The following is a 22,385-nucleotide window of genomic DNA, read 5'->3' on the forward strand; positions in this document are numbered from 1 at the left end:
TATGTCTGTGGGTGGTGTGGAACATATCCTGAGACACAATTTCACTCCACCGCTCACTTTCACCGACAGAACATGTCGGGCAAAATTTGCCTTTACACCGAATCGGAACTTTTTTTGCCGCATGGCAACCTTCACAAACATATAACCGAAAGCCTTTCGAAATATCCCCACAGTATCTAAATTTTTCAACCTCTTTAAAGACCACAGGTCTTATCTTCAGTTTGAATCTTTTAGAGAACTGGTCCCAATGGTTATTCTTATCAAAGAAAATGGTATGGAGAATATTCTGATTCATACCTCTATTTTACCACTGTGAAACCAAAACAAAAACTGTGGAACATGTGCTATCATCACATTCCACAGCTGAAAAATTTTATACTTTCCTATAATATAAGAAAAGCTGAACGGGTTCGTTCAGCTCTGAGTTATGTTAAATAAAGAATCGGATCCTTTTCAATTATGCGAAAGGGTCCGATTCTTTTTGTTTTTGAGTGGGCAGCGCGTCACCAGCCTGTCAATAATTTCCCGAACTCCGATAAAGCGATGCTTGGCCGAAGGTGAGGGGAGGTTAGCAAGCGCTCCTCCGGTGAGACTGTCTTCGTCGGAGGTAGCGTCACCCTTATCCTTTCAGCTCCGGCAAAGCCAAAGCTCCCCGGAGCTGCGGGCTGTTCGGGGGCAGACTCCCACAGAAAAAAGGTTCTCGTTTTCCGCATTTCAAAAAAAAACAAAGGTTGCCACTTTTTTTAGGTGGCAACCTTTGTTTGACGTGATTACAATACTTTGTTAAGGAAATCCTGCGTACGTGGGTTTTGAGGGTTACCGAATACTTCGGTAGGTGTGCCTTCTTCAACAATATATCCGCCATCCATAAAGATGACGCGATGTCCGACTTCTCTTGCAAAGCCCATTTCATGTGTAACGACAACCATGGTCATGCCTTGTTTTGCCAATTTTTTCATGACTTCAAGAACGTCGCCGACCATTTCGGGATCAAGCGCGGATGTTGGTTCATCGAAAAGCATGATTTCCGGATTCATTGCCAACGCACGTGCGATGGCGACCCTTTGCTTTTGACCGCCGGATAAGGAACTAGGGAAAGCGTCAGCTTTTTCGGACAGACCGACTGTTTCCAGCAATTCGAGTGCTCTTGCTTTTGCGGTTTCCTTATTTTCACGTTTCAGTTCAACCGGAGCCAATGTGATATTGTCCATGACCGAAAGGTGCGGGAAAAGATTGAAGTGTTGGAAAACCATCCCGATTTCTTCACGGACTTTATTGATGTCCGTCGTTTTTTCGGTGATGTCCTGTCCGTCGATCAGAACGTGTCCGTCAGTAATTTCTTCCAGTTTATTCAGACAGCGCAACAGTGTGCTTTTTCCTGAACCGGATGGGCCGATGATGCAGACAACTTCTCCTTCAGCGACTTCAAGATCGATCCCTTTCAAAACCTCATTGCTGCCGAAGCTTTTCTTCAGGTTCGAGACATTTATTTTTGCGTTAGCCATTCTTTAATCTCCCTTCAAGGTTTTTCGAAATCTTCGTAAGGATCGTGATGACGATGATGTACATCAAGCCGATGATCAACCACATGTTACCGGAAGCGTAAGTTCTGGCGATGATGATTTTACCGGTCTGTGTCAACTCGACAAGGCCGATGATGGATAAAATGGACGTGTCTTTCAAAGTAATGACGAATTGGTTGATGAATGAAGGAATCATAATGCGGATTGCTTGCGGCAAAATGATTTTGTTCATTGTCGTTTGATAAGTCAAACCTAAGCTGCGTCCGGCTTCCATCTGCCCGACATCAACCGCTTTGATACCGCCACGGAAGATCTCTGCCAGATAAGCTGCCGCATTCAAACTCAAGGTGATGATCCCTGCAACCGTCGAACTCATCCGGATCCCCATCAATTGTGGAACCGAGAAGTAGACGAAGAATGCCAAGACGATCAACGGCACACCGCGCATGATGTCAACGTAGATGGTTGCGATCCAGTTCAATGCTTTGTTAGGGGAGACGCTGAACAAGCCGATGAAGATACCCAATGCCAAAGCGATCACGATGGAGGCAAAAGTGATCAGGATCGTTCTGCCCAATCCTTGCAATAATGTTTTCCAGTTTTCCTGGATCAGTCCGAAGAAGGAAGTGTTGCTTGCTTCTGTGTCGGAGCCGAGATAGTCGTTGAGAATTTCTTCATAGGTTCCGTTGGACTGTAAGTTCGCTAAGCCTGTGTTGATCATGTTCAACAGTTCGACATTCGTATCTTTCGCAACTGCGATCCCATAAGAACCGCCTGCTTCTTTTTCAGTAGCCAATTTCAAGGCGATGCCTTGACCTTCGATGGCATAGGCCATAACCGGATAATCTTCGAACGCCGCAACGGAATTGCCGGCGATGACATCTTGGTACATGTTTGCTGAATCATCGAAGGTCGATAATGTGAAGCCATATTCATCTTTGATCGATTCGGCGAAGGTTGCGCCTTCCGTTCCGGTTTTGACGGCCACTGTCAGGCCTTCCAAATCTTCATAGCTGTCGATGTCGCTATCGGCGGCAACAGCCATGACCACACCGCTTTCGAAATACGGTTCGGAAAAATCAAAGGTCTGTTTGCGTTCGTCGGTGATGCTCATGCCGGCGATGACGGCATCCACTTGTTTTGCTTCCAACGCCTGAAGGGCCGCATTGAATCCCAGTGGGCGGATTTCGATTCCGAAGCCTTGATCTTTAGCGATTGCGCGGATCAGATCCATGTCGATGCCCACATAGTTACCGTTCGCATCCTGGAATTCGAATGGGGCGAAAGTTGTGTCGGTTGCGATGATGTAGGTTTTTCCGTTCTGTGCCGGGACATCCAAACTTGTATCCGCGGATGCGCCAAGGTACTTCTCTTGGATGGCCTGGTAAGTGCCATCCGATTTCAGATTGGCCAAGCCTGCATTGAACATTGCCAATAATTCAGGGTTTGTATCTTTGGCCACTGCAAAACCATATGAACTGCCGGCTTCTTTTTCAGTAGCCAATTTCAGAGCCAAACCTTGGTCCTCAATGGCGTAAGCCATTACTGGGTAATCTTCGAATGCCGCAACGGAATTGCCGGACAGGACGTCCTGGTACATATTGGCGGAATCTTCGAAAACAGTGGTCGTGAAGCCATATTCATCCTTGATGGATTCGGCGAAGGTTGCGCCTTCCGTTCCGGTTTTGACGGCTACGTTCTGTCCTTTCAGATCTTCGTAGCTTGAGATGTCGCTGTCATCGGCAACTGCCATGACCACGCCACTTTCAAAGTACGGCTCCGAAAAGTCGAAGGTTTGTTTCCGTTCGTCCGTGATGCTCATGCCGGCGATGACGCCGTCAACTTGCTTGGTCTCCAAGGCCTGCAGCGCTGCATTGAAGCCCAGTGGACGAATCTCCACTTCAAACCCTTGATCTTCCGCAATCGCTTGGATGAGTTCCATATCGATGCCGACAAAATCGCCGTTCGCATCCTGGAATTCAAATGGTGCAAATGTGGTGTCTGTCGCGATGACAAACTTTTTTGTTTCTGTTGCTTCCGCTACTTGATGCTGGGCTGATCCAAAAATAAAAAAGCCCAAAGCCATGAAGAGCATCGGCAACTTGAGTCGCAGTTTCTTGCTTAACATATTTTTTCCTCCTTATAAAACAGCATTTCTTCTGAATAACCATGAGATTACGATGAAGCCTCTGCTTGAATATTCATATAATACCACATCGAGATTATATTTTAAATTCACAGAAAGCACAATCTTATAGCGACGTGACCATGTTAGAAAATATGACATGAAAACCAGATGACATAAAAACGCTGACATAGGAGTTTCAAACAGTTCAGCTTATTTGGGAACGTTCGGAAAAAACGCAGCAAAGAGCCCTGACATGATGGCATAAAAGCTATCATGTCAGGGCTCTTTCTATGCTTTGTGAGGCAGTGTGGTGATCATTTGAAAGCCCGACTCAATTCTTCAATCGCGCCGACAAGTGCATCGAGTTTTTTTTCCATCCGGTGCAACAAGTACATCGCGATTACGATCGGAAAACCGGTATTGCTGATCAGTTCCATATATGCCAGCACATCCACGTTCGCATCCATTCCTTTTCCCTCCTTTCCTACATCCATAAAGACGAAGGGGAGGAGGGAAGTGTAACTGTCAGCGTTCCGTTTTCGGGATTACAGATTTTCGTTGATGCAGCGCATGATGGCTTCGGCAACGCCGTTTTCTGAGTTTGTGGAAGTGAGGTACTTTGCAAATACCTTGACGCCATCTTCAGCATTGGCCACTGCGAAGCTGGCCCCGGCTACTTTCAACATCGAGACATCATTGAAGTTATCTCCGATTGCCATGACATTCTCCAAGGGAATCCCTCTTTTTTTAGCGAACTTTTCCAAAGCAATCCCTTTTTGTGCTTCCACATGGTTGATTTCAATGTTGTTCCGGAAGGAGGAGGTCACAACCAACCGGCTGTCCTCTGCCAACTTTGTCCGGATCGGATCCAATTCGCTTTGTCCGGAATCGCTGAATACAAGGATTTTCAATACTTGTTGGGTATTGTCGTCCAGAACTTCTTTGAAATTTTCAACGTAGTTTACGTGCATCACTTCCAAACGGGCGACCGCCAGCACAAGCGCCATTTTGAAGGTTGTGTCAGGGTTTGTCTCATGAAGCAAGGAAGTCATTGACTCGATTCGGCGCACTTTGTCATCCGAAAAGATCCCTTTTGATGTCATGATTTCGCAATAGAGGCCATATTTTTTCACATCCTCCAAAATATGACGAGTAGTCGTCTTGTCGATCCCCAGGTTTTCGACGAGTTTTCCGTCTTCATCAAATACTTGCCCGCCGTTCAGCGTGATCATGGGGCAATCGATGCCGACTTCCTTCAAGGCCGGCACAGCTTCGGTATACCCTCTGCCGGTAGCGACCATAAATTTGATGCCTAATCTATTTGCTTCGTTGATGGCGCTCACGTTCGATGCGGAGACTTCCATCTTATCGTTCAATAAGGTGCCGTCCATATCCGAAACGATCAGTTCAATCATATATTCATCCTCCTGTTCGGTAATTGCAGTATATTCACACTTATATTCTACCACGCTTTTCACTTTTGTTTTAAAATTAGTTTCAAGGAAGGGTTAAATAATAGATCAGCAGGCTGAATGACTGAAAAAGGTCTGCCTACTATGGTAAGATAGTTGCAACCGGAATCGAAAAATATGACAGATAGTGGTGTGAAAACATGAAAGCAATTATCCATAACGAGTGGCAAGAAAAGCTGGAAAAGGAGTTCGAAGCGCCGTATTACCAACAGTTGCGCGCCTTCCTGAAGGAAGAATATCTGAACGGGACGGTCTATCCCGGAATGCAGCATATCTGGGAAGCCTTCGAATTGACGCCTTACAATAAGGTGAAAGTGGTTATCTTGGGCCAGGACCCTTATCACGGCCCGAATCAAGCGCATGGGTTGAGTTTTTCGGTCCAAAGGGGTATCAAGCTACCGCCTTCCTTGGTCAATATCTACAAGGAACTGCAGGATGATCTGGGAATAGAACCGGCGAGACATGGCAATTTGACAGCCTGGGCGAAGCAAGGGGTTTTCTTGCTGAACACAGTCCTGACGGTGCGCGACGGAGAAGCCAACTCCCATCGCGGAAAAGGATGGGAATTATTGACCGATGCTGTCATCCGAGCGTTGAACGAGCGGGAAGAACCAGTCGTCTTCATTCTCTGGGGAAATGCATCGATAGCAAAAAAAGTGTTCATCGACACAACCAAGCATGTCGTGATCACATCGCCGCATCCAAGCCCGTTGTCTTCCTATAGAGGTTTCTTCGGATCGAAGCCCTTTTCAAAAACGAACGAAGCGCTCAAATCTTTCGGCGTGGAGCCGATCGATTGGAGCTTGCCGGAATAAAAAAAGAAAGGAATGTCGCCTATGAGAGGAAAGACAATGAAGAACGGAAAAGCAAAACTCTTCTATCAGGTAGGGGGTTCCGGTGATGCCTTGCTGCTGTTGCATGGCAACGGGGAGAGCTCGGACATCTTCGCTCAGCAGTTTCCTTTTTTTACGAAATACTTCACAGTCTATGCACTTGATACACGCGGTCATGGCCGATCGGAGCTTGGCGTAAAACGGTTGACATTCAAGCAGATTGCACAGGATATCCTGGCGTTGCTCGACAAGGAAGGGATTCAACGGATCCATGTGCTCGGGTTCAGTGATGGCGGCAATTTGGGTTTATATTTAGCGGCCCATCATCCAGAACGGATCGCTTCTTTGATTGCTATGGGGGCTAATTATGAAGCGGATGGCCTGACCGATGATTGCTATGAAGAAACCTTAGGACGCTACGAGGAACTGTTGGCGTTGCCGGATTTCGACCCGGAAAAAACGCAGCTACTGTGCGTCCATAAGCTGATGTTGGAGGAATTGGACCTTTCTGCCGCAGACCTGAGCCGTATTCAAGCACCAACCTTGCTGCTGGCGGGTGAATACGATCTGATTCGCGACGACCAAACAGAGGCGATGCACCGCTTGATTCCCGGATCGCAAAAATATATCGTACCCGGGGGAAGCCATGGCTTTTTCGTGGATGATCCGAAAGTGTTGGAACGTCTTGCGAAAAAATTCTATACAAGCTTGTGATTTTCGGAGCGTATCAGGAGGTGCTTCCGAGAAATTATGTTAGAATGAAATTCTGAAATGCCGTCGGTGGCAGTCATTCGCTGCCGCGCAATTTTTGGACGGATAAAGTGAAAATGCAAACAAAGGCACAACATGTTGCGTATCTTGTAAAAACGCATACTACATATTGTGTCTTTTCTTGTTGTAATTCCCTCCTTACAACCGTATAATGGGTGAAGAACGTTTGGAAAAGGGTGATGCAAAATGAAAGTAGTATTTATGTCGTTGACCGGCCAAACAAGGAAGTTCGTGAATAAACTGGGCTTTGAAACGATGGAATTAACAGCCGGTAATGCGTTCCAAAAAATGGAGGAGCCATTCATCATCGTTACCCCGACCTATGATAAAGAGGTGACGGATATTTTGACCGATTTCATTGAGACGGATCAAAATTGTGCTTACTTCAAGGGCGTGGCAGGTGGCGGAAACCTGAATTTCGGCAAGCTTTTCGGGTTTACCGCGAAAGATTTGGCAAACGATTATGGCGTCCCGCTGCTGCACTTGTTTGAGTTTCAGGGCAATGAGAAAGATATTCAGATTTTGAAAGAGAAGGTGACGGAACTTGGATAGTCCAAAATTAGTAACCAAAACAGATGATGTAACCTATTATAAATTGAACAATGAAATCAATCGTCCGATTGATAATGCCATCCCTTTGCATAAGGATAAGGAAGCCGTACGAGCTTATTTCCTGGAGCATGTGAATCCGAACACGGTATTCTTCTATACGTTGGATGAAAAACTGAATTATTTGATCGAGCACGATTACATCGAAAAAGAATTCCTGGAGAAATACCCGCTTGATTTCATCAAAAAGTTGATGCAGGATACGTACAACAAAAAATTCCGTTTCAAGTCTTTCATGGCGGCCTACAAGTTCTATACCCAGTACGCGCTGAAGACGAACGACGGCAAACGTTATTTGGAGCGTTATGAAGACCGGATCGTCTTCAATGCACTCTTTTTGGCTGACGGGGACCAGCAATTGGCTGTCGATCTGGCGGAAGAGATGATCCATCAACGCTACCAACCAGCGACGCCTACCTTTTTGAATGCAGGCAGAAAACGCCGCGGGGAATTGGTGTCGTGCTTCCTGATCCAAACGACGGATGACATGAACAGCATCGGCCGCACAATCAATAGCGCGCTGCAGTTATCCCGCATCGGCGGAGGCGTCGGGGTCAACCTGTCGAACGTCCGGGCAGCCGGGGATCCGATCAAAAAAATCGAGAACGCATCGAGCGGCGTCGTGCCGATCATGAAGCTTCTCGAGGACAGCTTCAGCTACTCCAACCAGTTGGGCCAGCGCAATGGAGCCGGTGCGGTGTACCTGAGCGTATTCCACCCGGATATCGTGGCCTTTCTTTCCACTAAAAAAGAGAATGCGGATGAAAAAATCCGCGTGAAGACTTTGTCGTTGGGTCTCGTCATTCCGGACAAATTCTATGAGCTGGCGGCGAAGGACGATCAGATGTATCTGTTCAGCCCATATGATGTGGAGCGGATCTACGGCAAACCGTTCTCCTATGTCGATATCACCGCGGAATACGAAAATTTGGTCAACAATCCGGAAATTTCAAAATCGAAGATCCGTGCCCGCGACCTTGAGAACGAAATCAGCAAACTGCAGCAGGAATCCGGCTATCCGTACATCATCAACATCGATACGGCAAACCGCACCAATCCGGTAGACGGAACGATCGTCATGAGCAATCTGTGCTCTGAAATTTTGCAGGTGCAACAACCTTCCTTGCTGAATGACAAGCAGGAGTATGAAGTGCTTGGAACCGATATCAGCTGTAACTTGGGTTCGACGAATATCCCTAACCTGATGCAATCGCCTGATTTCGGAAAATCGGTCGAAACGATGGTCCGTGCCCTGACTTATGTAACCGACCACTCGAGCATCGATGCGGTCCCGACAGTCAAGAACGGGAACGACCTAGCGCACACAATCGGTTTGGGCGGCATGGGCTTGCATACGATGTTCGCAACGAATCAGATGCATTACGGTTCGCCTGAATCCATCGAATTCACGGACATCTACTTTATGCTTTTGAACTATTACACTTTGGCAGCCAGCAACAAAATCGCCAAGGAACGCGGACAATCATTCGTCAATTTCGAGAAGTCCAAATATTATACGGGCGAATATTTTGATGCCTATACTGATACTGATGTCGTTTTCCAATCCGAAAAAGTCAAACAAATCTTTGAAGGGATCAAGGTTCCGACGAAAGAAGACTGGTTGCAGTTGAAACAAGCAATCCATGAATCCGGCTTGTATCACCAAAACCGTTTGGCGATTGCGCCGACCGGTTCGATCAGTTATGTAAATGAAACGAGTGCAAGTCTGCACCCGATCACGCGTCTGATTGAAGAACGTCAAGAGAAGAAAACCGGTAAGACTTATTATCCGGCTCCGCAGCTTTCCAACGAAACAATGCCGTATTATCGTTCGGCCTACGATATCGATATGCGCCGTGTCATCGATATTTATGTCGCTGCTCAAAAGCACATCGACCAAGGCATGAGCCTGACGTTGTTCATGCGCTCAGAATTGCCGGAAGGTATGTATGAATGGAAAGAAGGGCGCACAAACAAAATGACGACTCGCGACCTGAACATCCTGCGCAATTATGCCTGGAAAAAAGGAGCAAAATCGATTTACTATGTGCGTACTTTTACGGAAAACAATGACGAAATCGGAGCGAACGCTTGTGAATCATGCACCATCTGATGATACAACGCACTGTATTTGATCACCCGTCATGCAATAATCGCAAAAGTCTAACGGAGGAATGAAGGATGGCAAACAAGCCTTATATAGCAATCAACTGGAACAGCATCGAAGATATGCTGGACAAGTTGACATGGGAAAAACTGACGGAACAATTTTGGCTGGATACGCGGATCCCGTTGTCCAATGATTTGGACGACTGGCGTACGCTCAGCAAAGCGGAGCAGGATATGTTGGGGAAAGTGTTTGGAGGATTGACGCTTTTGGACACGCTGCAATCGCAGGACGGCATCGCCGCTATGAAGGAAGATATGCGCACGCAACACGAGGAAGCGGTATTGAACAATATCCAGTTTATGGAATCGGTACACGCGAAAAGTTATTCCTCGATCTTCAGCACCTTGAATACGAAGGCTGAAATCGAGGACATCTTCAACTGGACCAACAGCAACGAATTTATCCAACGCAAAGCCAGTCTGATCAACGATATCTACAAATCCGGCAATCAGTTGGAAAAGAAAGCTGCCAGCGTGCTGTTGGAATCTTTCTTGTTCTATTCCGGATTTTATGCACCGCTTTGGTACCTCGGCAACAACAAATTGCCGAACGTCGCGGAGATCATCAAACTGATCCTGCGCGACGAATCGGTCCACGGCACGTATATCGGCTACAAATTCCAGATCGCTTACAACCAACTGTCCGAAACGGAGCAGGAAGAAGTCAAGAACTGGGTCTATATGCTGACGTATGAACTCTACAATAATGAAGTGAAATACACGCAATACATCTACGACGAGTTGGGCTGGACGGAGCGCGTCAAAGTTTTCATTCGCTACAATGCAAACAAAGCCCTGCAGAACCTGGGCTTCGATCCGTTGTTCCCGGACACGGCCGACGATGTGAATCCGATCGTCATGAACGGTATCTCGACCGGCACCAGCAACCACGACTTCTTCTCGCAAGTCGGGAATGGCTACCTGTTGGGTGCCGTCGAGGCGATGGAAGACGAAGATTACGTCAAATGGATAGACTAAACTGAAAAGCAAGGAGAGCAGCGGATCGATTCGCCGCTCTCCTTGCTTTTTTTGCATATGTGCCTCGACAATTTTAGTGTTGCTTGCTGAGGCAGGTTCCGGAACCATGGATAACTTTCTATTATTCGTGTTTTAGCTCGTCATTGCGTCTGAATGAACAGAAGCTAGTGCTATCCAATTTTTTCGAAAGGAATGCTGCAACCGCATGGTTTCATTGTCGTTTACAAAAAGTTAACAACGAATCCAACTGTTCTTTACATCCGACTGTTAGTATTTATTTGTAGTCAAATACGTAACGAAAAAGAATGAAAAATTCATTCATAAATAAGGAGAGAATAAAATGAGATTGTCCAACAAAAGATTGTTTGCCAGTTTGGCATTGAGCAGCATGCTTGTTTTGAGCGCATGTGGAACGGGAGCAGCGACAACTGCTGAGGCGGAAGTCGATCTGAACGCCTTGACATTGAGTGAAATTGAAACACAAGCCAAAGAAGAGGGCCATGTGGAATCGGTAGGGATGCCGGATACATGGGCCAACTGGGGCGAGACTTGGGACGAACTCGAAACAACTTACAACTTGACGCATGCGGACACGGATATGAGTTCAGCTGAAGAATTGGCTTTGTTCAAAGCGGAACAGAAAAATCCGACGAAGGATATCGGCGATGTCGGCCAATCTTTCGGACCTGTTGCCGAAGCGGACGGCCTGACATTGGCCTACAAAACATCTTACTGGGATGATATTCCGGAGTGGGCGAAGGATGATGATGGCGATTGGATCGTCGGTTATTACGGAACATTAGCGTTCATCACTAATTCTGAAAAAGTAACGGATATCCCGACCAGCTTCGCGGATATTTTGGAAGGCGATTATAAAGTTACGATCGGTGATGTAAATGCCGCAACCCAAGCACAAAATGCGGTACTGGCTGCAGCCATCGCAAATGGCGGAGATGAAAACAACTTGGATCCAGGCATTGCCTTTTTTGCGCAACTGGCTGAACAAGGCAGATTGGACCTGGGCGACACTTCATTGGCCCGTTTAGAATCAGGCGAAATCGAAGTCGGCTTGTTCTGGGACTTCAACGCATTGAATTATGCGAACCAAGTTTCCGAAACAAATCCGAATGCCAGTTTTGAAGTGACTGTTCCGTTGGATGGAACGATCCAAAGCGGATATGCAACAGTCATCAATTCGACGTCTCCCAATCCGCATGCTGCAGCCTTAGCCCGCGAATATATCCTTTCTGATGAAGGACAGATCAATTTGGCGAAAGGCTACGCACGTCCTATCCGTGATAATGTCGAATTGCCGCAAGAAGTGCAGGATATCTTGCTTCCGGAAGAGCAATACGTGAAGGCGCAACCGGTCTCTGACTTTGATGCATGGGAAGAGGCTGCAGCCGGCCTGGGCCAAAGATGGCAAGAAGAAGTACTGACAAAAGTAAAATAATCGAGGTTGAATAGAGTGGATAAAGTAATTTTTGTAGTGTTGGACGGATTGAATGCCAAGACAGCCCATAACCATATGGGCTTCTTGGAACATCTGGTCGAAAAAGGAATCATGGCGGCTTATACCATCAAATCAGAAATGCCCGCACAATCAAGGCCCTTGTATGAAGTTCTGCAGACTGGTGTGCCAGCTGCCGAAAACGGCATCACCTCGAATCGCACAGTCCGTCGTTCCAAAGAACAGAGTGTTTTTGAAATCGCCAAGGATAACGGACTCAAGACGGGGGCGGCCGCTTACTTCTGGGTAAGCGAGCTGTATAACCGGGCACCCTTTCAAATGATGGAGGATCGCATTCAACTGGATACGAATGCTCTCATCGAGCATGGCATTTTTTATCATGAAGATCATTACCCGGACAGTCATCTGATTGCGGATGGCGATTACTTGATCCGGAAGAAAGCGACGGATTATACGCTGATCCATTCGATGAACATCGATGATGCCGGCCATAAATTCGGCGCCGACAGCAAGGAATATGTGCAGGCGGCCGTCCGCGTTGATGCTGAACTTTCTCAGTACATCTGGAGATGGATGAGCGAAGGCTATCAGATCGTGGTCACTTCCGATCATGGCATGAATGACTACCATACGCATAACGGTATTTCTGACGAAGATCGGTTGGTTCCGCTCTATTTGTTTTCTGATAAGGTAATCGTCAAAGACTTCCGCAAAGAAGAGGCAGTCGTCCCGCAGCTCGAGATTGCGCCATTTTTATGCAATTTGCTGGGCATTCCGGCCGGAGATCGCATGCAGGCGGTTCAGGGAATCCTTATGAAAAGAGGGTCTGGCGATGCTGCGGAATGAAAAACGCAAGTATCTCATATTGCTGCTGCCGTTCGCGCTGCTCATCCTCCTGTTCGAATTGATGCCGTTAGCCAACATCTTCATCAACAGCTTCAGGAATCCGGCAACAGGCAGCGTTACGTTCGCCAATTTCACGACCTTGTTTACGAGCGAATACTACTTGATGTCGATCAAGAACAGCCTGTTCGTTTCCTTGCTTTCCGCATTCATCGGGATCGCGTTGGCGCTCCTGGGTGCCTATGCCATCCATACAGCGGGCGACAGGATGAAAAAGTTCTACATCACCACTTTGAACATGACTTCAAACTTCCAAGGAATCGTATTGGCGTTTGCGTTCATCCTGTTGTTGGGGAATTCAGGGATACTGACGACATTGGGTGAGAAATGGAACTTGGCTGTATTGAACAACTACGACCTGTACACAACCTCAGGGATCCTCATCACCTTCATTTATTTCCAGATTCCTCTGGCGACCTTGTTGCTTTATCCTTCGTTTGACGGCATCAAAACCGAATACAAGGAAGCGGCGAGCCTGATGAATGCGACGGCATGGCAATTCTGGACAAAAATCGGCCTCCCGTTGGTGCTCCCCAGCATTTTCGGAACCTTTTCCGTCCTCTTCTCCAATGCGCTGGCAGCCTATGCGACACCGTATGCTCTGCTCGGGAACAATTATGCCTTATTGCCGATCCGGATTTCATCCATGTTCACAGGTGATGTCGTCCAACAGGTGGAGTTGGGAAGTGCCTTGTCGATCGTGATGCTCGTATTGATGAGCACGATGACGGTTTTAAGCAACAGCCTGTTAAAGAAATTCAGAAAGGGTGTGTAAAAAATGAAGAAACGAAGCACGCCCTTTTCGTCATTCATCATCGTCATCCTGTCCGTGGTTTTACTGCTGCCGCTGTTTGTGACGCTGTTGAATTCTTTGTTCAGGGATTTGAGCAACATCATCCCGGAAGGGTTCACTTTTGAATTTTATAGCGGAATTTTTGTGGAGTCAGGCGGGATGGCGGGCGCGATAGGCAGGTCTTTGCTGATCGCGATCATTCCGACGTTGGTTCTATTGCTGCTGCTTTTGTTGGCGATGTATGTCGTGCAGATTCATTACCCGAAATGGGATAAGTATTTGGACCTATTGTCAAAAATCCCTTACGGCATCCAAGGGGTCATCCTTGCGGTATCAATCATTTCGCTCTATGCCTCTTCCAGCACCTTTCTGTCGAATCGCATTTTTTTATTGAGCTGTGCCTACGGAATCGTCATTCTTCCCTACATGTACCAAGGCATCAAAAACGCTTTGACCACACTGGAAGTCATGCCGATTCTGGAAGCCGCGGAAACGTTGGGCGCCAGTAGGCTTTATGCCTATTTCCGGATCATCGTACCTAGCGTGTTGAAGGGACTGGTTGCGACGATTTTGCTCTCGATAGGCATTTTGTTCAGCGATTTCGTATTGGTGAACATCATTGCTGGAAGTTACTATGAAACAACCAGCATTTTCCTGGATAAGACCAGAAGTGTATCGGGACATGCAGCCAGCGCTATTTCAGTAGTCATCTTCTGCATCATGCTGATTTTGACGAATTTGGCGGGTTATCTGGGATCGAAAGAGACCAAAAAAGCAAAAACAAACACAAAAATGGAGTGATAGCTTCACGTTTTGTTACGTATAGAGGAGAAATAATGGCTTATATAGAATTCAGAAACATTCGAAAATCATATGACGGTGAAAATTTAGTGTTGAAAAATCTTGATCTGCAGGTGAATGAAGGCGACTTGGTCACGTTGTTGGGCCCATCCGGTTGCGGAAAATCAACTTTGTTGCGTTCGCTTGCCGGTTTTGAAAGTATTGATGGGGGGAGCATCCACATCAACGGTCAGGATGTGACGGAGTTGCCGCCGGGGAAACGGAATATCGGAATGGTCTTTCAACAATACTCGCTGTTCCCCAACATGAATGTAGCGGAGAACATCGCATTTGGTTTGAAGATGCAGAAAATGGATCCGGGTCTGATCAAAGAAAAAGTCGCCCGCATGATCGAGCTCGTTGGCTTGTCCGGTAAAGAGAACCATTATCCGACGCAATTGTCCGGTGGCCAGAAGCAACGGGTAGCTTTGGCACGCGCCATCGTGACTGAACCGAAAGTATTGTTGCTGGATGAGCCGCTGTCTGCTATTGATGCGTTGTTGCGGAAGAATCTCCAAAAGCAGATCCGCCGTATCCAGAAGGCTTTGCATATCACGACGATTTTTGTGACGCATGATCAAGATGAAGCGATGCTGATGTCGGATGTCATTCATGTCATGGCTGCCGGAAAAATCGAGCAGTCCGGCACACCGACTGAAATATATACGCATCCCAAAACGCATTTCGTAGCTTCGTTCATCGGCAACTACAATTTGTTGAGCGGTTCGGAGTTTGAAAAGCTGACCCGGATAAAAACGCAGGCTAGCCAAATCGCCATCCGTCCGGAGGCCATCGAGTATTTCAAGGAACCGCAGCCTGAGACGGATGAACACCTGTATTTCAAAGGGAAAGTCATCGATGAAACGATCAGCGGGAATATTTTGTCATACGTGATCGAAACCGAGCAGGGCGTTGCGCTGCGAGCGGATCATCTGTACCGCACCTTCAATCTGCTTGATAAAGGCGAGCTCGTTTTTATGAAAGTAGAGAAGCGAAATATTTTGGAGTTTTAAAAAAAGCCCCTCATCACCGCCAGAATAAGGCAAGTGATGAGGGGCTTTTTGTCTGGATGATACATTCAAAACATCGTGACCAGCCAACCGATGAATCCACCCATGATGATCAGATAGGAAGAATTCACCTTGAATCGAGTGAGGCCGATAAAACTGGCGGCAAAAATGACGACACTGACCCAAGAGACGAAGGTGGCCATCCCCAATTGCCAAGATACGGATGCCATCAATGCCAGCGAAGCAATCGTGATTCCGTCCAAAATAACGGATAAGATTTCGGATGATCGTAGTCGGTTGAACAGCGGATGCAACAAAAGAATCAGCAGGAAGGAAGGCAAAAAGATGCCGACAGTCGCCAAGATGGCACCCGGGACGCCCTGAATCAGATAGCCAACAAAAGTCGCCGTCGTGAAGACCGGGCCTGGGGTGAACTGGCCGATCGCAACGGCATCCAGCAACTGTGTGCTGGTCAGCGCAGCATAGCGCTCGATGAATTCAGCCTGTAAAAAAGCCAATAGCACATAGCCGCTCCCGTAAAGGACCGATCCGATTTTCAAGAAAGTCAGGAACAGCAGCATCAGCGACATCGGTTCGATCGCCAGATGATGCGAGCGCCATTTGGATAATTGCTGCATCAGCAGCATCGTCAGTCCGGTCAGGATGAGGATCGTGATTTCGCCGACACCCATCAGCGACAGCAGATAGGCCGCCAAGAACAAAAGCAACGATTTGCTGTCCTTGATGGTCGTCTGTCCCAGCCTAAAAAGGGCCTGGATGATGACTGCAAGGATGACCGGTTTGATGCCGCTGAAAAGCGCTTCGATGAGCGGCACTTCGCCGTACTGTTTATAGAACATAGCCAACAACAACACGATTGTCATGGCCGGAAAGATGAAGCAAATGCCCGCCAAAAACAATCCGATTTTCCCGCCGCGCTTGTAGCCCAACGCGATAGCCAGTTCCGTAGAGTTCGGACCGGGAATCAGATTCGTGAATCCGAGCAGATCCATGAATTCCGTCTTTTTAAGCCATTCCCGCTTCGTCACCAATTCGTCCTCCATCATGGCGATGTGTGCGGCTGGACCCCCAAAAGCGAAAAGACCCAGTCGGGCAAAAACAAAGCAAATTTCCTTGTAGATTTCTTTGGTATAGGTCATGAGGTTCCTCCATCAAAGGTATAGTTTACAGCCGGTTCAGATGGGTTCGGTATAGCCAACTTGATTTTTGAAAAGGGTCAATTCGTGCACACCCAAATCCTTTAACAACGCGATGGCATCGTCGAAGTGATAGCGGTATTTCTGGATGCTGTGCGCATCTGAACCAAGACTGAATCGGGTCCCGCCCATTTCCAGATAGAGGCCGATCATATAGCGGTACAAGTCGGCGTTGTTGTATTCATACATGCTGCGCGTGTTCAATTCCAGTGCCATTTCTTTCGCCATGATTTCATCGAGCAGCCCCTTCAGCAAAGGCTCGAATTCCCGAAGATCGTCTACCGTGACGGGCAAGCGACGGATTCCGTAATCAAAGTGCGCGAAAACATTTGCACCATTGACTTTCCGGACTGCTTGCGTACAGAGCTCGAAATATTCCTTCATGACCGCTTTGGGGTCCATCTCATCGATGATTGGCTGCAAGTAATCATAGCGCCCGTTTTGGTGAACACTCAGCAGGATGACATCAAAGGCTTTGCCTTCCAGATAAGATGTAATTTGCGCGTGGGACTCAGGCGTATAGCCGACTTCGATGCCACAGCGGATGCGTCCATCGTGGATTGTGTTCAGTGCGTCTATTTTATCCCTGTAGGCAGCATAATCCAAGACGGTATCCACACCGCCGTTGTAGGAATCGTGGAAATCCAGGTGCTCCGTTGTAACGAGCAGTCCGTCTGTTTGCTCGAGATAATTTTCAAATGATTCCGCAGAATCGGGCGAAAAATGCGTATGCATATGTTGATCGTAGTAACCCAAAATTATTCCTCCTTGTGCATGGATGTCACCAGTATACCAGACAGCGATGGATTTCCAGAAAAGATTCCGTTAAGAAAATGTAAACCATCGAAGCCAGAATATTAAACATTATCAAAAAATTTGCGCCAATGCTTGTGGAATTTTGCTATAATGATTAAGGTCGTGGAAAAATAAGATAAATTTTTTGGATTGGTGGTTTTTTATTTGGCAGCACGATATGTCATGGGAGTGGATGTCGGTACCACAAGCACAAAAGCCGTACTGTACGAAACGGACGGCTCAGCTTATGAATCAGCGTACGCACATTATCCATTAATTAAAGAGAATCTCGAAATGGCGGAACAAGACTTGGATGAGATCTTTTCAGCCGTATTGAAAACAATAAAAGCAGTCATACAGAAAGCTGAACTGGGCCCGACGGATATTGCCGGGATCGGCTTTTCGAGCGCCATGCACAGCTTGATCCTCATGGACGCGGAAGGAACGCCGTTGACTCGGAGCATCACCTGGGCCGATAATCGTTCAAAAAAATACGCAAGCATGCTGAAGCATTCCGGAATGGGCCAGCGTTTTTACGAAAAAACAGGCACACCGCTGCATCCGATGTCCCCGATAAGCAAGATTCTTTGGCTGAAAGCAGAAAAGCCCGAAGTGTTCCAAGCAGCGCGTTGGTTCATCGGCATCAAGGAATACATTCTCTGGCGGCTGTTCGGTGAATTCGTCGTGGACTATTCCGTTGCCTCGGCTACCGGATTGTTCAATATCCGGGAATTCCGCTGGGATGAGGAAATTCTGGAATTCTGTGGCATCACGAGTCAAATGCTGCCGTTGCCGGTAAATCCTGGTAAACAGCTGAGCGGCCTCTCGGAGGAAGTGGCTGAGTTGCTGGGGCTGGCTGCGGATACGCCCTTCATAGTTGGAGGGAATGACGGCTGCTTAGCCAACTTGGGTATGGGAGCGATTCGCGCCGGTACGGCAACAATCACGATCGGTACGAGTGGTGCGGTCCGGATGACGAGTGAAAAACCTTATGTAAGCCCGGAAGGACGAACATTCAGTTATATCCTGGATGAAAGCCATTATGTGAACGGCGGCGCCGTCAACAATGGCGGAAACATCTTTGATTGGGCCATCAAACAATTTTTGCCGGCCAATGTTGCTGATGAGGATCTCTACGACAAAGCGATGGAGATGATTGCGAACGTCGCACCTGGCGCTGATGGGTTGGTTTTTCATCCTTATCTGAACGGAGAACGGGCGCCTTTGTGGAATGCGGATGCCAGAGGGAATTTCAGCGGCATCAACATGCTGCATACGAAAGAACATTTTTTGCGCTCCGTTTTGGAGGGGATCTGCCTGAATCTGAAGGATGTGCTGGCAACGGTCATCTCTATGAACGGCGAACCAACAAAAATCATGGCCAGCGGGGGCTTTTCGCGCTCGCTGGCTTGGCGCCAAATCTTGACGGATATCATCGGTATGCCGATCGAATTCCCGGAAACTTTTGAGAGTTCCTGTACGGGTGCCGCTTTGATCACGCTGAAGAGCTTGGGCTTGGTGGAATCCGTGGATGACGCAGAAAAGTTGATGGGTGCTTCAATCGAACATCAACCGAACGAAGACAGCAAGTCCGTCTATGCGGCGATGTTCCCGCGTTACCAGGAGATGAGCAGGCTCTTGCAGGAATTTTATACAGAACAATGAAATAGAACCAATAAACAACGGCAAGGCCACTGAGTTTCACTCAGTGGCCTTGCCTTTTTGTGCACTCAAAGAGGGTTTGGTTGTTCCAGTGCGCTTTCGATCAGCTTCGTCATTTTCTTCGGTGCCGTGATCGGGGCAAAACGCTTGATGATTTCGCCGTCGCGGCCGATGAGAAATTTCGTGAAATTCCACTTGATCGCACCGCCTCCGGTCTGTTCGACCAGATTTTTGTAAAGAGGATCTGCATTCTCACCGTTCACTTCGATTTTATCGAAAATCGGAAAAGTGACGCCATAATTGAGTCGGCAGAATTCAGCAGCTTCGACTCCATTCAAAGGTTCTTGGTTATTGAACTGATTCGATGGAAATCCCAAAATGATGAAATCCTTGTCTTTGTATTTTTCGTAAAGCTCCTCCAGTTCATCCAATTGCCCCACCAAACCGCACTTCGAAGCTGTGTTGACGATGCAGATGACTTTTCCTTTATACTGTTCCAATGATACAGATGACTGATCTGTTTTAGTTGCTGAATATTCATAAATGGACATATTGAAGGACTCCTTTTATTATGCTACTTTTAAATGCTACAACATAGTATAAACACCAATGTAAAGGATTGCAAAAGATAAGGCCCGCAAAAAAGTGAAGGAGATATGACAGTTTCATGAGAAATGATGAAATTGTAACAGTAAATTCCATAAATGTCTGTTTTTTTTTTCGTATTTGCTGTATGATAGTTGAGTATTATAAATCGAATCTGGAGGGATTTTTTTTGGACATGTTTGAAGGCTTAAGCCAAAAAATCGTAGGAAAAAAAATAAAAATCGTTTTCCCGGAAGGCTTAGAACCAAGAATCTTAGGTGCAGTCGTACGTCTTAAAGCGGAAGACTTAGTGGAACCAATCGTTATCGGAAATGTGGATGCAGTTAAAGAAGCTGCAAAAGGCCGCGGATTCAGGCTAAATGGTATCCAAATCATCGATCCAACTGATTATGCTGAACTCGATGAAATGGTTGCGTCATTTGTCGCTCGCCGTAACGGAAAAGTCACTGAAGAACAAGCAAAAAAATTATTGTTGGATGAGAATTATTTCGGAACAATGCTAGTACACATGGGTTTGGCAGATGGCTTAGTGAGCGGTGCCGTTCACTCTACAGGTGATACTGTCCGTCCAGCACTTCAAATCATCAAAACAAAACCAGGCGTAAGCCGCACAAGTGGTGCTTTCATCATGATCCGTGGTACTGAAAGATTCCTTTTCGCTGACTGTGCAATCAACATCAATCCTGGCGCTCAAGAATTGGCTGAAATCGCTGTTGAAAGTGCTAAGACAGCTGAAATGTTCGAAATCCAACCAAATGTTGCTATGATGAGCTTCTCAACAAAAGGTTCAGCGGCATCACCAGAAGTTGACAAAGTCGTGGAAGCTACAAGAATCGCAAAAGAATTGGCTCCTCAATACAACATTGACGGTGAACTGCAATTCGATGCAGCTTTCTCTGAAGTAGTCGCTAAACAAAAAGCACCTGGCTCAACTGTAGCCGGTCAAGCCAAAGTCTTCATATTCCCTGAAATCCAATCAGGAAATATCGGCTACAAAATTGCACAACGTTTCGGTGGTTTCGAAGCAGTAGGCCCAATCCTGCAAGGTTTGAACAAACCGATCTCCGATTTGTCGCGCGGATGTAACGAAGAAGATGTCTATAAAACAGCCATCATCACAGCAAACCAAACATTACTTGATTAATAAGAGAATGGAAAGCATGGATCAAATCCGGCTTTCCATTTTTTTTTGCAAGCCAAATTGGACTATGCTCAGAAAAAAGGTGCATTCCGGAGTGAATATTTCTATAATAAGGAATGGAACAAAATAAATTGGTGAAGATGGGGGCAGAAACAGAATGTTCACCTTAACAGCAAAGAATGAAGAAGAAACAAAGTGGATAGCTGCGCAATTGGCGCAACTGTTGGAACCGAAAGACGTCATACTCCTTGAGGGAGATCTAGGTGCCGGGAAAACAACCTTTACAAAAGGGTTGGCGAAGGGCTTAGGTATTGATACTGTCATAAAGAGCCCCACGTATACTTTGATCAGAGAGTACACGAAAGGCAGGTTGCCGCTGTACCATATGGATGTTTATCGTCTGGAGGATGTCGGAGGCGATGATATGGGCTTGGAGGAATATCTGTATGGGAATGGGGTTTCGGTGATTGAATGGGCTACCTTCATCGAAGAGGAATTGCCGGATGCATATTTGACGATCCAATTGGTCCCTACCGGGGAATTTTATGAAAACCGGGAAGTCACATTTATCCCGACCGGCGAACGCTATGATGCTTTGGTCGAAACACTACAGGGAATACTCAAGAAAGAAGGACAATAATATGCGCAAGAGAGAAAAAGTCGAAATCATGATCCGGGAAGCCATTCCGGCCGATGCAAAAGACATCATCGCTTTCAGCAAAAAGACTGGCGCTGAGACACCGTATTTGGCATATGGAGCTGAAGGGTTGGAATTGTCCGAAGCTTTCGAGGAACTTTATCTGGAAGACTTGATGGAGAAAGACAACAATGTCATGCTGATCGCGACGATAAATAACAAGCAATTGATTGGTTTGGCGTCTGTCGGGGCAACGGATAAACCCAAACTTAGACATGTCGGTGAAGTCGGCATTACGGTCGAGAAGGAGTATTGGGGATTCGGAATCGGATCGGTCCTTATGGAAGAAATCGAGACTTGGGCAATCGAGAGCGGCGTGATCCGTCGTCTGGAGCTGACAGTCCATGGCGAAAACGAACGCGCCATCCATCTTTATGAAAAAATGGGGTACCAACGAGAAGCGGTGATGCCGCGTGCCATGTTGATTGACGGGGAATTTATCGATGGCGTCATGATGAGCCTGATGATCGATTAATATACAAAAGCAGCGTGACAGTTTAGGTGAAAAATTTGGGAAATTTTTTTATTTAAAGCGTCATTTTCTGCTTGACTTGATAACGCTTACGTGTTATTGTAACTATACAAAGAGAGACATACTAAGTAAGACTAAGAAACAAAAAAGAGTATGCCACTCTTTCAGGGAAATCCTTCAAAAAGATTTTCCGGTTAACAGCTTTTCAGTCAAGCTGTTAATGCAAAATCTTAGATGGTTCGGAATTTGTGTCCTAGATAATTTTCTAAGCCATGAAAACTTGATCCATTCTAAG

The 22,385-nt window shown here is 46.8% G+C and carries 22 protein-coding genes; 14 read left to right on the top strand and 8 right to left on the bottom strand.

Annotated features, from left to right (window positions below):
• The 5 genes from BMZ71_RS09370 to BMZ71_RS09390 form a co-directional block, all read right to left on the bottom strand.
• Positions 1-295: transposase zinc-binding domain-containing protein (locus BMZ71_RS09370; protein ID WP_177187568.1), on the bottom strand; the 295-nt coding region annotated here is incomplete at its 3' end.
• 475 nt (positions 296-770) lie between these two features.
• Positions 771-1,505, bottom strand: a complete 735-nt coding sequence (locus tag BMZ71_RS09375; RefSeq protein ID WP_086989806.1) for an amino acid ABC transporter ATP-binding protein — start codon at positions 1,503-1,505, stop codon at positions 771-773.
• Complete coding sequence (locus tag BMZ71_RS09380) at positions 1,498-3,651, bottom strand: amino acid ABC transporter substrate-binding protein/permease (protein ID WP_177187569.1); 2,154 nt, start codon at positions 3,649-3,651, stop codon at positions 1,498-1,500. The genes BMZ71_RS09375 and BMZ71_RS09380 overlap by 8 nt, the downstream gene beginning before the upstream one ends.
• A 314-nt stretch (positions 3,652-3,965) precedes the next feature.
• Positions 3,966-4,118, bottom strand: coding sequence for a YvrJ family protein (locus BMZ71_RS09385; RefSeq protein ID WP_072763691.1), 153 nt, complete (start codon positions 4,116-4,118; stop codon positions 3,966-3,968).
• Between the two features lie 78 nt (positions 4,119-4,196).
• A complete protein-coding gene (locus tag BMZ71_RS09390; protein WP_086989804.1) occupies positions 4,197-5,066 on the bottom strand; it encodes a Cof-type HAD-IIB family hydrolase in 870 nt (289 codons plus the stop codon).
• A 197-nt stretch (positions 5,067-5,263) separates the two neighbouring features.
• Between BMZ71_RS09390 and BMZ71_RS09395 the strand changes: the two genes are divergently transcribed.
• The 10 genes from BMZ71_RS09395 to BMZ71_RS09440 all read left to right on the top strand — a co-directional run bounded on the left by BMZ71_RS09395 (position 5,264) and on the right by BMZ71_RS09440 (position 15,503).
• A complete protein-coding gene (locus tag BMZ71_RS09395) occupies positions 5,264-5,938 on the top strand; it encodes a uracil-DNA glycosylase (RefSeq protein WP_086989803.1) in 675 nt (224 codons plus the stop codon).
• Between the two features lie 36 nt (positions 5,939-5,974).
• The gene (locus tag BMZ71_RS09400) at positions 5,975-6,670 is read left to right on the top strand and encodes an alpha/beta fold hydrolase (RefSeq protein ID WP_177187570.1); all 696 of its coding nucleotides are present in this window, start codon (positions 5,975-5,977) and stop codon (positions 6,668-6,670) included.
• Positions 6,671-6,913: 243 nt separating this feature from the next.
• Entirely contained in the window at positions 6,914-7,279 is a 366-nt protein-coding gene (nrdI, locus tag BMZ71_RS09405) for a class Ib ribonucleoside-diphosphate reductase assembly flavoprotein NrdI (RefSeq protein WP_086989799.1), read from the top strand.
• Positions 7,272-9,449: a class 1b ribonucleoside-diphosphate reductase subunit alpha gene (nrdE, locus tag BMZ71_RS09410; RefSeq protein WP_086989797.1), complete on the top strand. Its 2,178-nt coding sequence runs from the start codon at positions 7,272-7,274 to the stop codon at positions 9,447-9,449. The genes nrdI and nrdE overlap by 8 nt, the downstream gene beginning before the upstream one ends.
• 68 nt (positions 9,450-9,517) lie before the next feature.
• On the top strand, positions 9,518-10,483 hold the full coding sequence (gene nrdF, locus BMZ71_RS09415; RefSeq protein ID WP_068558591.1) for a class 1b ribonucleoside-diphosphate reductase subunit beta: 966 nt from the start codon (positions 9,518-9,520) through the stop codon (positions 10,481-10,483).
• A 340-nt stretch (positions 10,484-10,823) separates the two neighbouring features.
• Positions 10,824-11,936, top strand: coding sequence for an ABC transporter substrate-binding protein (locus BMZ71_RS09420; protein ID WP_086989795.1), 1,113 nt, complete (start codon positions 10,824-10,826; stop codon positions 11,934-11,936).
• A 6-nt stretch (positions 11,937-11,942) separates the two neighbouring features.
• Positions 11,943-12,800 (top strand): alkaline phosphatase family protein, encoded by an 858-nt coding sequence (locus tag BMZ71_RS09425; protein WP_218142794.1) that lies wholly within the window; start codon positions 11,943-11,945, stop codon positions 12,798-12,800.
• The gene (locus BMZ71_RS09430) at positions 12,787-13,632 is read left to right on the top strand and encodes an ABC transporter permease (protein WP_086989791.1); all 846 of its coding nucleotides are present in this window, start codon (positions 12,787-12,789) and stop codon (positions 13,630-13,632) included. Before BMZ71_RS09425 ends, BMZ71_RS09430 begins: the two co-directional genes overlap by 14 nt.
• Before the next feature lie 3 nt (positions 13,633-13,635).
• A complete protein-coding gene (locus BMZ71_RS09435; protein ID WP_086989789.1) occupies positions 13,636-14,451 on the top strand; it encodes an ABC transporter permease in 816 nt (271 codons plus the stop codon).
• A 35-nt stretch (positions 14,452-14,486) separates the two neighbouring features.
• Complete coding sequence (locus BMZ71_RS09440; protein ID WP_086989787.1) at positions 14,487-15,503, top strand: ABC transporter ATP-binding protein; 1,017 nt, start codon at positions 14,487-14,489, stop codon at positions 15,501-15,503.
• 65 nt (positions 15,504-15,568) lie between these two features.
• Here the strand turns inward: BMZ71_RS09440 and chrA are convergent, their stop codons facing one another.
• Positions 15,569-16,660: a chromate efflux transporter gene (gene chrA / locus BMZ71_RS09445; protein ID WP_086989786.1), complete on the bottom strand. Its 1,092-nt coding sequence runs from the start codon at positions 16,658-16,660 to the stop codon at positions 15,569-15,571.
• Positions 16,661-16,696: 36 nt separating this feature from the next.
• The gene (locus tag BMZ71_RS09450; RefSeq protein WP_086989784.1) at positions 16,697-17,473 is read right to left on the bottom strand and encodes a PHP domain-containing protein; all 777 of its coding nucleotides are present in this window, start codon (positions 17,471-17,473) and stop codon (positions 16,697-16,699) included.
• A 204-nt stretch (positions 17,474-17,677) separates the two neighbouring features.
• On the opposite strand from BMZ71_RS09450, the gene BMZ71_RS09455 reads away from it, so the two are divergent.
• Complete coding sequence (locus BMZ71_RS09455; protein ID WP_086989783.1) at positions 17,678-19,177, top strand: gluconokinase; 1,500 nt, start codon at positions 17,678-17,680, stop codon at positions 19,175-19,177.
• A gap of 65 nt (positions 19,178-19,242) precedes the next feature.
• On the opposite strand, the gene BMZ71_RS09460 is transcribed toward BMZ71_RS09455, so the two are convergent.
• Positions 19,243-19,725, bottom strand: a complete 483-nt coding sequence (locus tag BMZ71_RS09460) for a glutathione peroxidase (protein ID WP_086989782.1) — start codon at positions 19,723-19,725, stop codon at positions 19,243-19,245.
• A 224-nt stretch (positions 19,726-19,949) separates the two neighbouring features.
• Between BMZ71_RS09460 and pta the strand changes: the two genes are divergently transcribed.
• The 3 genes from pta to BMZ71_RS09475 all read left to right on the top strand — a co-directional run bounded on the left by pta (position 19,950) and on the right by BMZ71_RS09475 (position 22,093).
• Complete coding sequence (gene pta, locus BMZ71_RS09465) at positions 19,950-20,924, top strand: phosphate acetyltransferase (RefSeq protein ID WP_086989780.1); 975 nt, start codon at positions 19,950-19,952, stop codon at positions 20,922-20,924.
• 154 nt (positions 20,925-21,078) lie between these two features.
• Positions 21,079-21,561: a tRNA (adenosine(37)-N6)-threonylcarbamoyltransferase complex ATPase subunit type 1 TsaE gene (tsaE, locus tag BMZ71_RS09470; RefSeq protein WP_086989779.1), complete on the top strand. Its 483-nt coding sequence runs from the start codon at positions 21,079-21,081 to the stop codon at positions 21,559-21,561.
• Between the two features lies 1 nt (position 21,562).
• Positions 21,563-22,093, top strand: coding sequence for a GNAT family N-acetyltransferase (locus BMZ71_RS09475; RefSeq protein ID WP_068558548.1), 531 nt, complete (start codon positions 21,563-21,565; stop codon positions 22,091-22,093).
• Positions 22,094-22,385: the final 292 nt, after the last annotated feature.

Origin of the sequence: Trichococcus flocculiformis, assembly GCF_900113645.1 — a bacterium.
In the GTDB taxonomy this organism is placed as follows: Bacteria; Bacillota; Bacilli; order Lactobacillales; family Aerococcaceae; genus Trichococcus; species Trichococcus flocculiformis.

What these genes read in the sequence shown, in the direction of transcription:
- BMZ71_RS09375 (WP_086989806.1), bottom strand. Translation starts at nt 1,505, where the DNA reads ATGGCTAACGCAAAAATAAATGTCTCGAACCTGAAGAAAAGCTTCGGC.
- BMZ71_RS09380 (WP_177187569.1), bottom strand. Translation starts at nt 3,651, where the DNA reads ATGTTAAGCAAGAAACTGCGACTCAAGTTGCCGATGCTCTTCATGGCT.
- BMZ71_RS09385 (WP_072763691.1), bottom strand. Translation starts at nt 4,118, where the DNA reads ATGGATGCGAACGTGGATGTGCTGGCATATATGGAACTGATCAGCAAT.
- BMZ71_RS09390 (WP_086989804.1), bottom strand. Translation starts at nt 5,066, where the DNA reads ATGATTGAACTGATCGTTTCGGATATGGACGGCACCTTATTGAACGAT.
- BMZ71_RS09395 (WP_086989803.1), top strand. Translation starts at nt 5,264, where the DNA reads ATGAAAGCAATTATCCATAACGAGTGGCAAGAAAAGCTGGAAAAGGAG.
- BMZ71_RS09400 (WP_177187570.1), top strand. Translation starts at nt 5,975, where the DNA reads ATGAAGAACGGAAAAGCAAAACTCTTCTATCAGGTAGGGGGTTCCGGT.
- nrdI (WP_086989799.1), top strand. Translation starts at nt 6,914, where the DNA reads ATGAAAGTAGTATTTATGTCGTTGACCGGCCAAACAAGGAAGTTCGTG.
- nrdF (WP_068558591.1), top strand. Translation starts at nt 9,518, where the DNA reads ATGGCAAACAAGCCTTATATAGCAATCAACTGGAACAGCATCGAAGAT.
- BMZ71_RS09420 (WP_086989795.1), top strand. Translation starts at nt 10,824, where the DNA reads ATGAGATTGTCCAACAAAAGATTGTTTGCCAGTTTGGCATTGAGCAGC.
- BMZ71_RS09430 (WP_086989791.1), top strand. Translation starts at nt 12,787, where the DNA reads ATGCTGCGGAATGAAAAACGCAAGTATCTCATATTGCTGCTGCCGTTC.
- BMZ71_RS09435 (WP_086989789.1), top strand. Translation starts at nt 13,636, where the DNA reads ATGAAGAAACGAAGCACGCCCTTTTCGTCATTCATCATCGTCATCCTG.
- BMZ71_RS09440 (WP_086989787.1), top strand. Translation starts at nt 14,487, where the DNA reads ATGGCTTATATAGAATTCAGAAACATTCGAAAATCATATGACGGTGAA.
- chrA (WP_086989786.1), bottom strand. Translation starts at nt 16,660, where the DNA reads ATGACCTATACCAAAGAAATCTACAAGGAAATTTGCTTTGTTTTTGCC.
- BMZ71_RS09460 (WP_086989782.1), bottom strand. Translation starts at nt 19,725, where the DNA reads ATGTCCATTTATGAATATTCAGCAACTAAAACAGATCAGTCATCTGTA.
- tsaE (WP_086989779.1), top strand. Translation starts at nt 21,079, where the DNA reads ATGTTCACCTTAACAGCAAAGAATGAAGAAGAAACAAAGTGGATAGCT.
- BMZ71_RS09475 (WP_068558548.1), top strand. Translation starts at nt 21,563, where the DNA reads ATGCGCAAGAGAGAAAAAGTCGAAATCATGATCCGGGAAGCCATTCCG.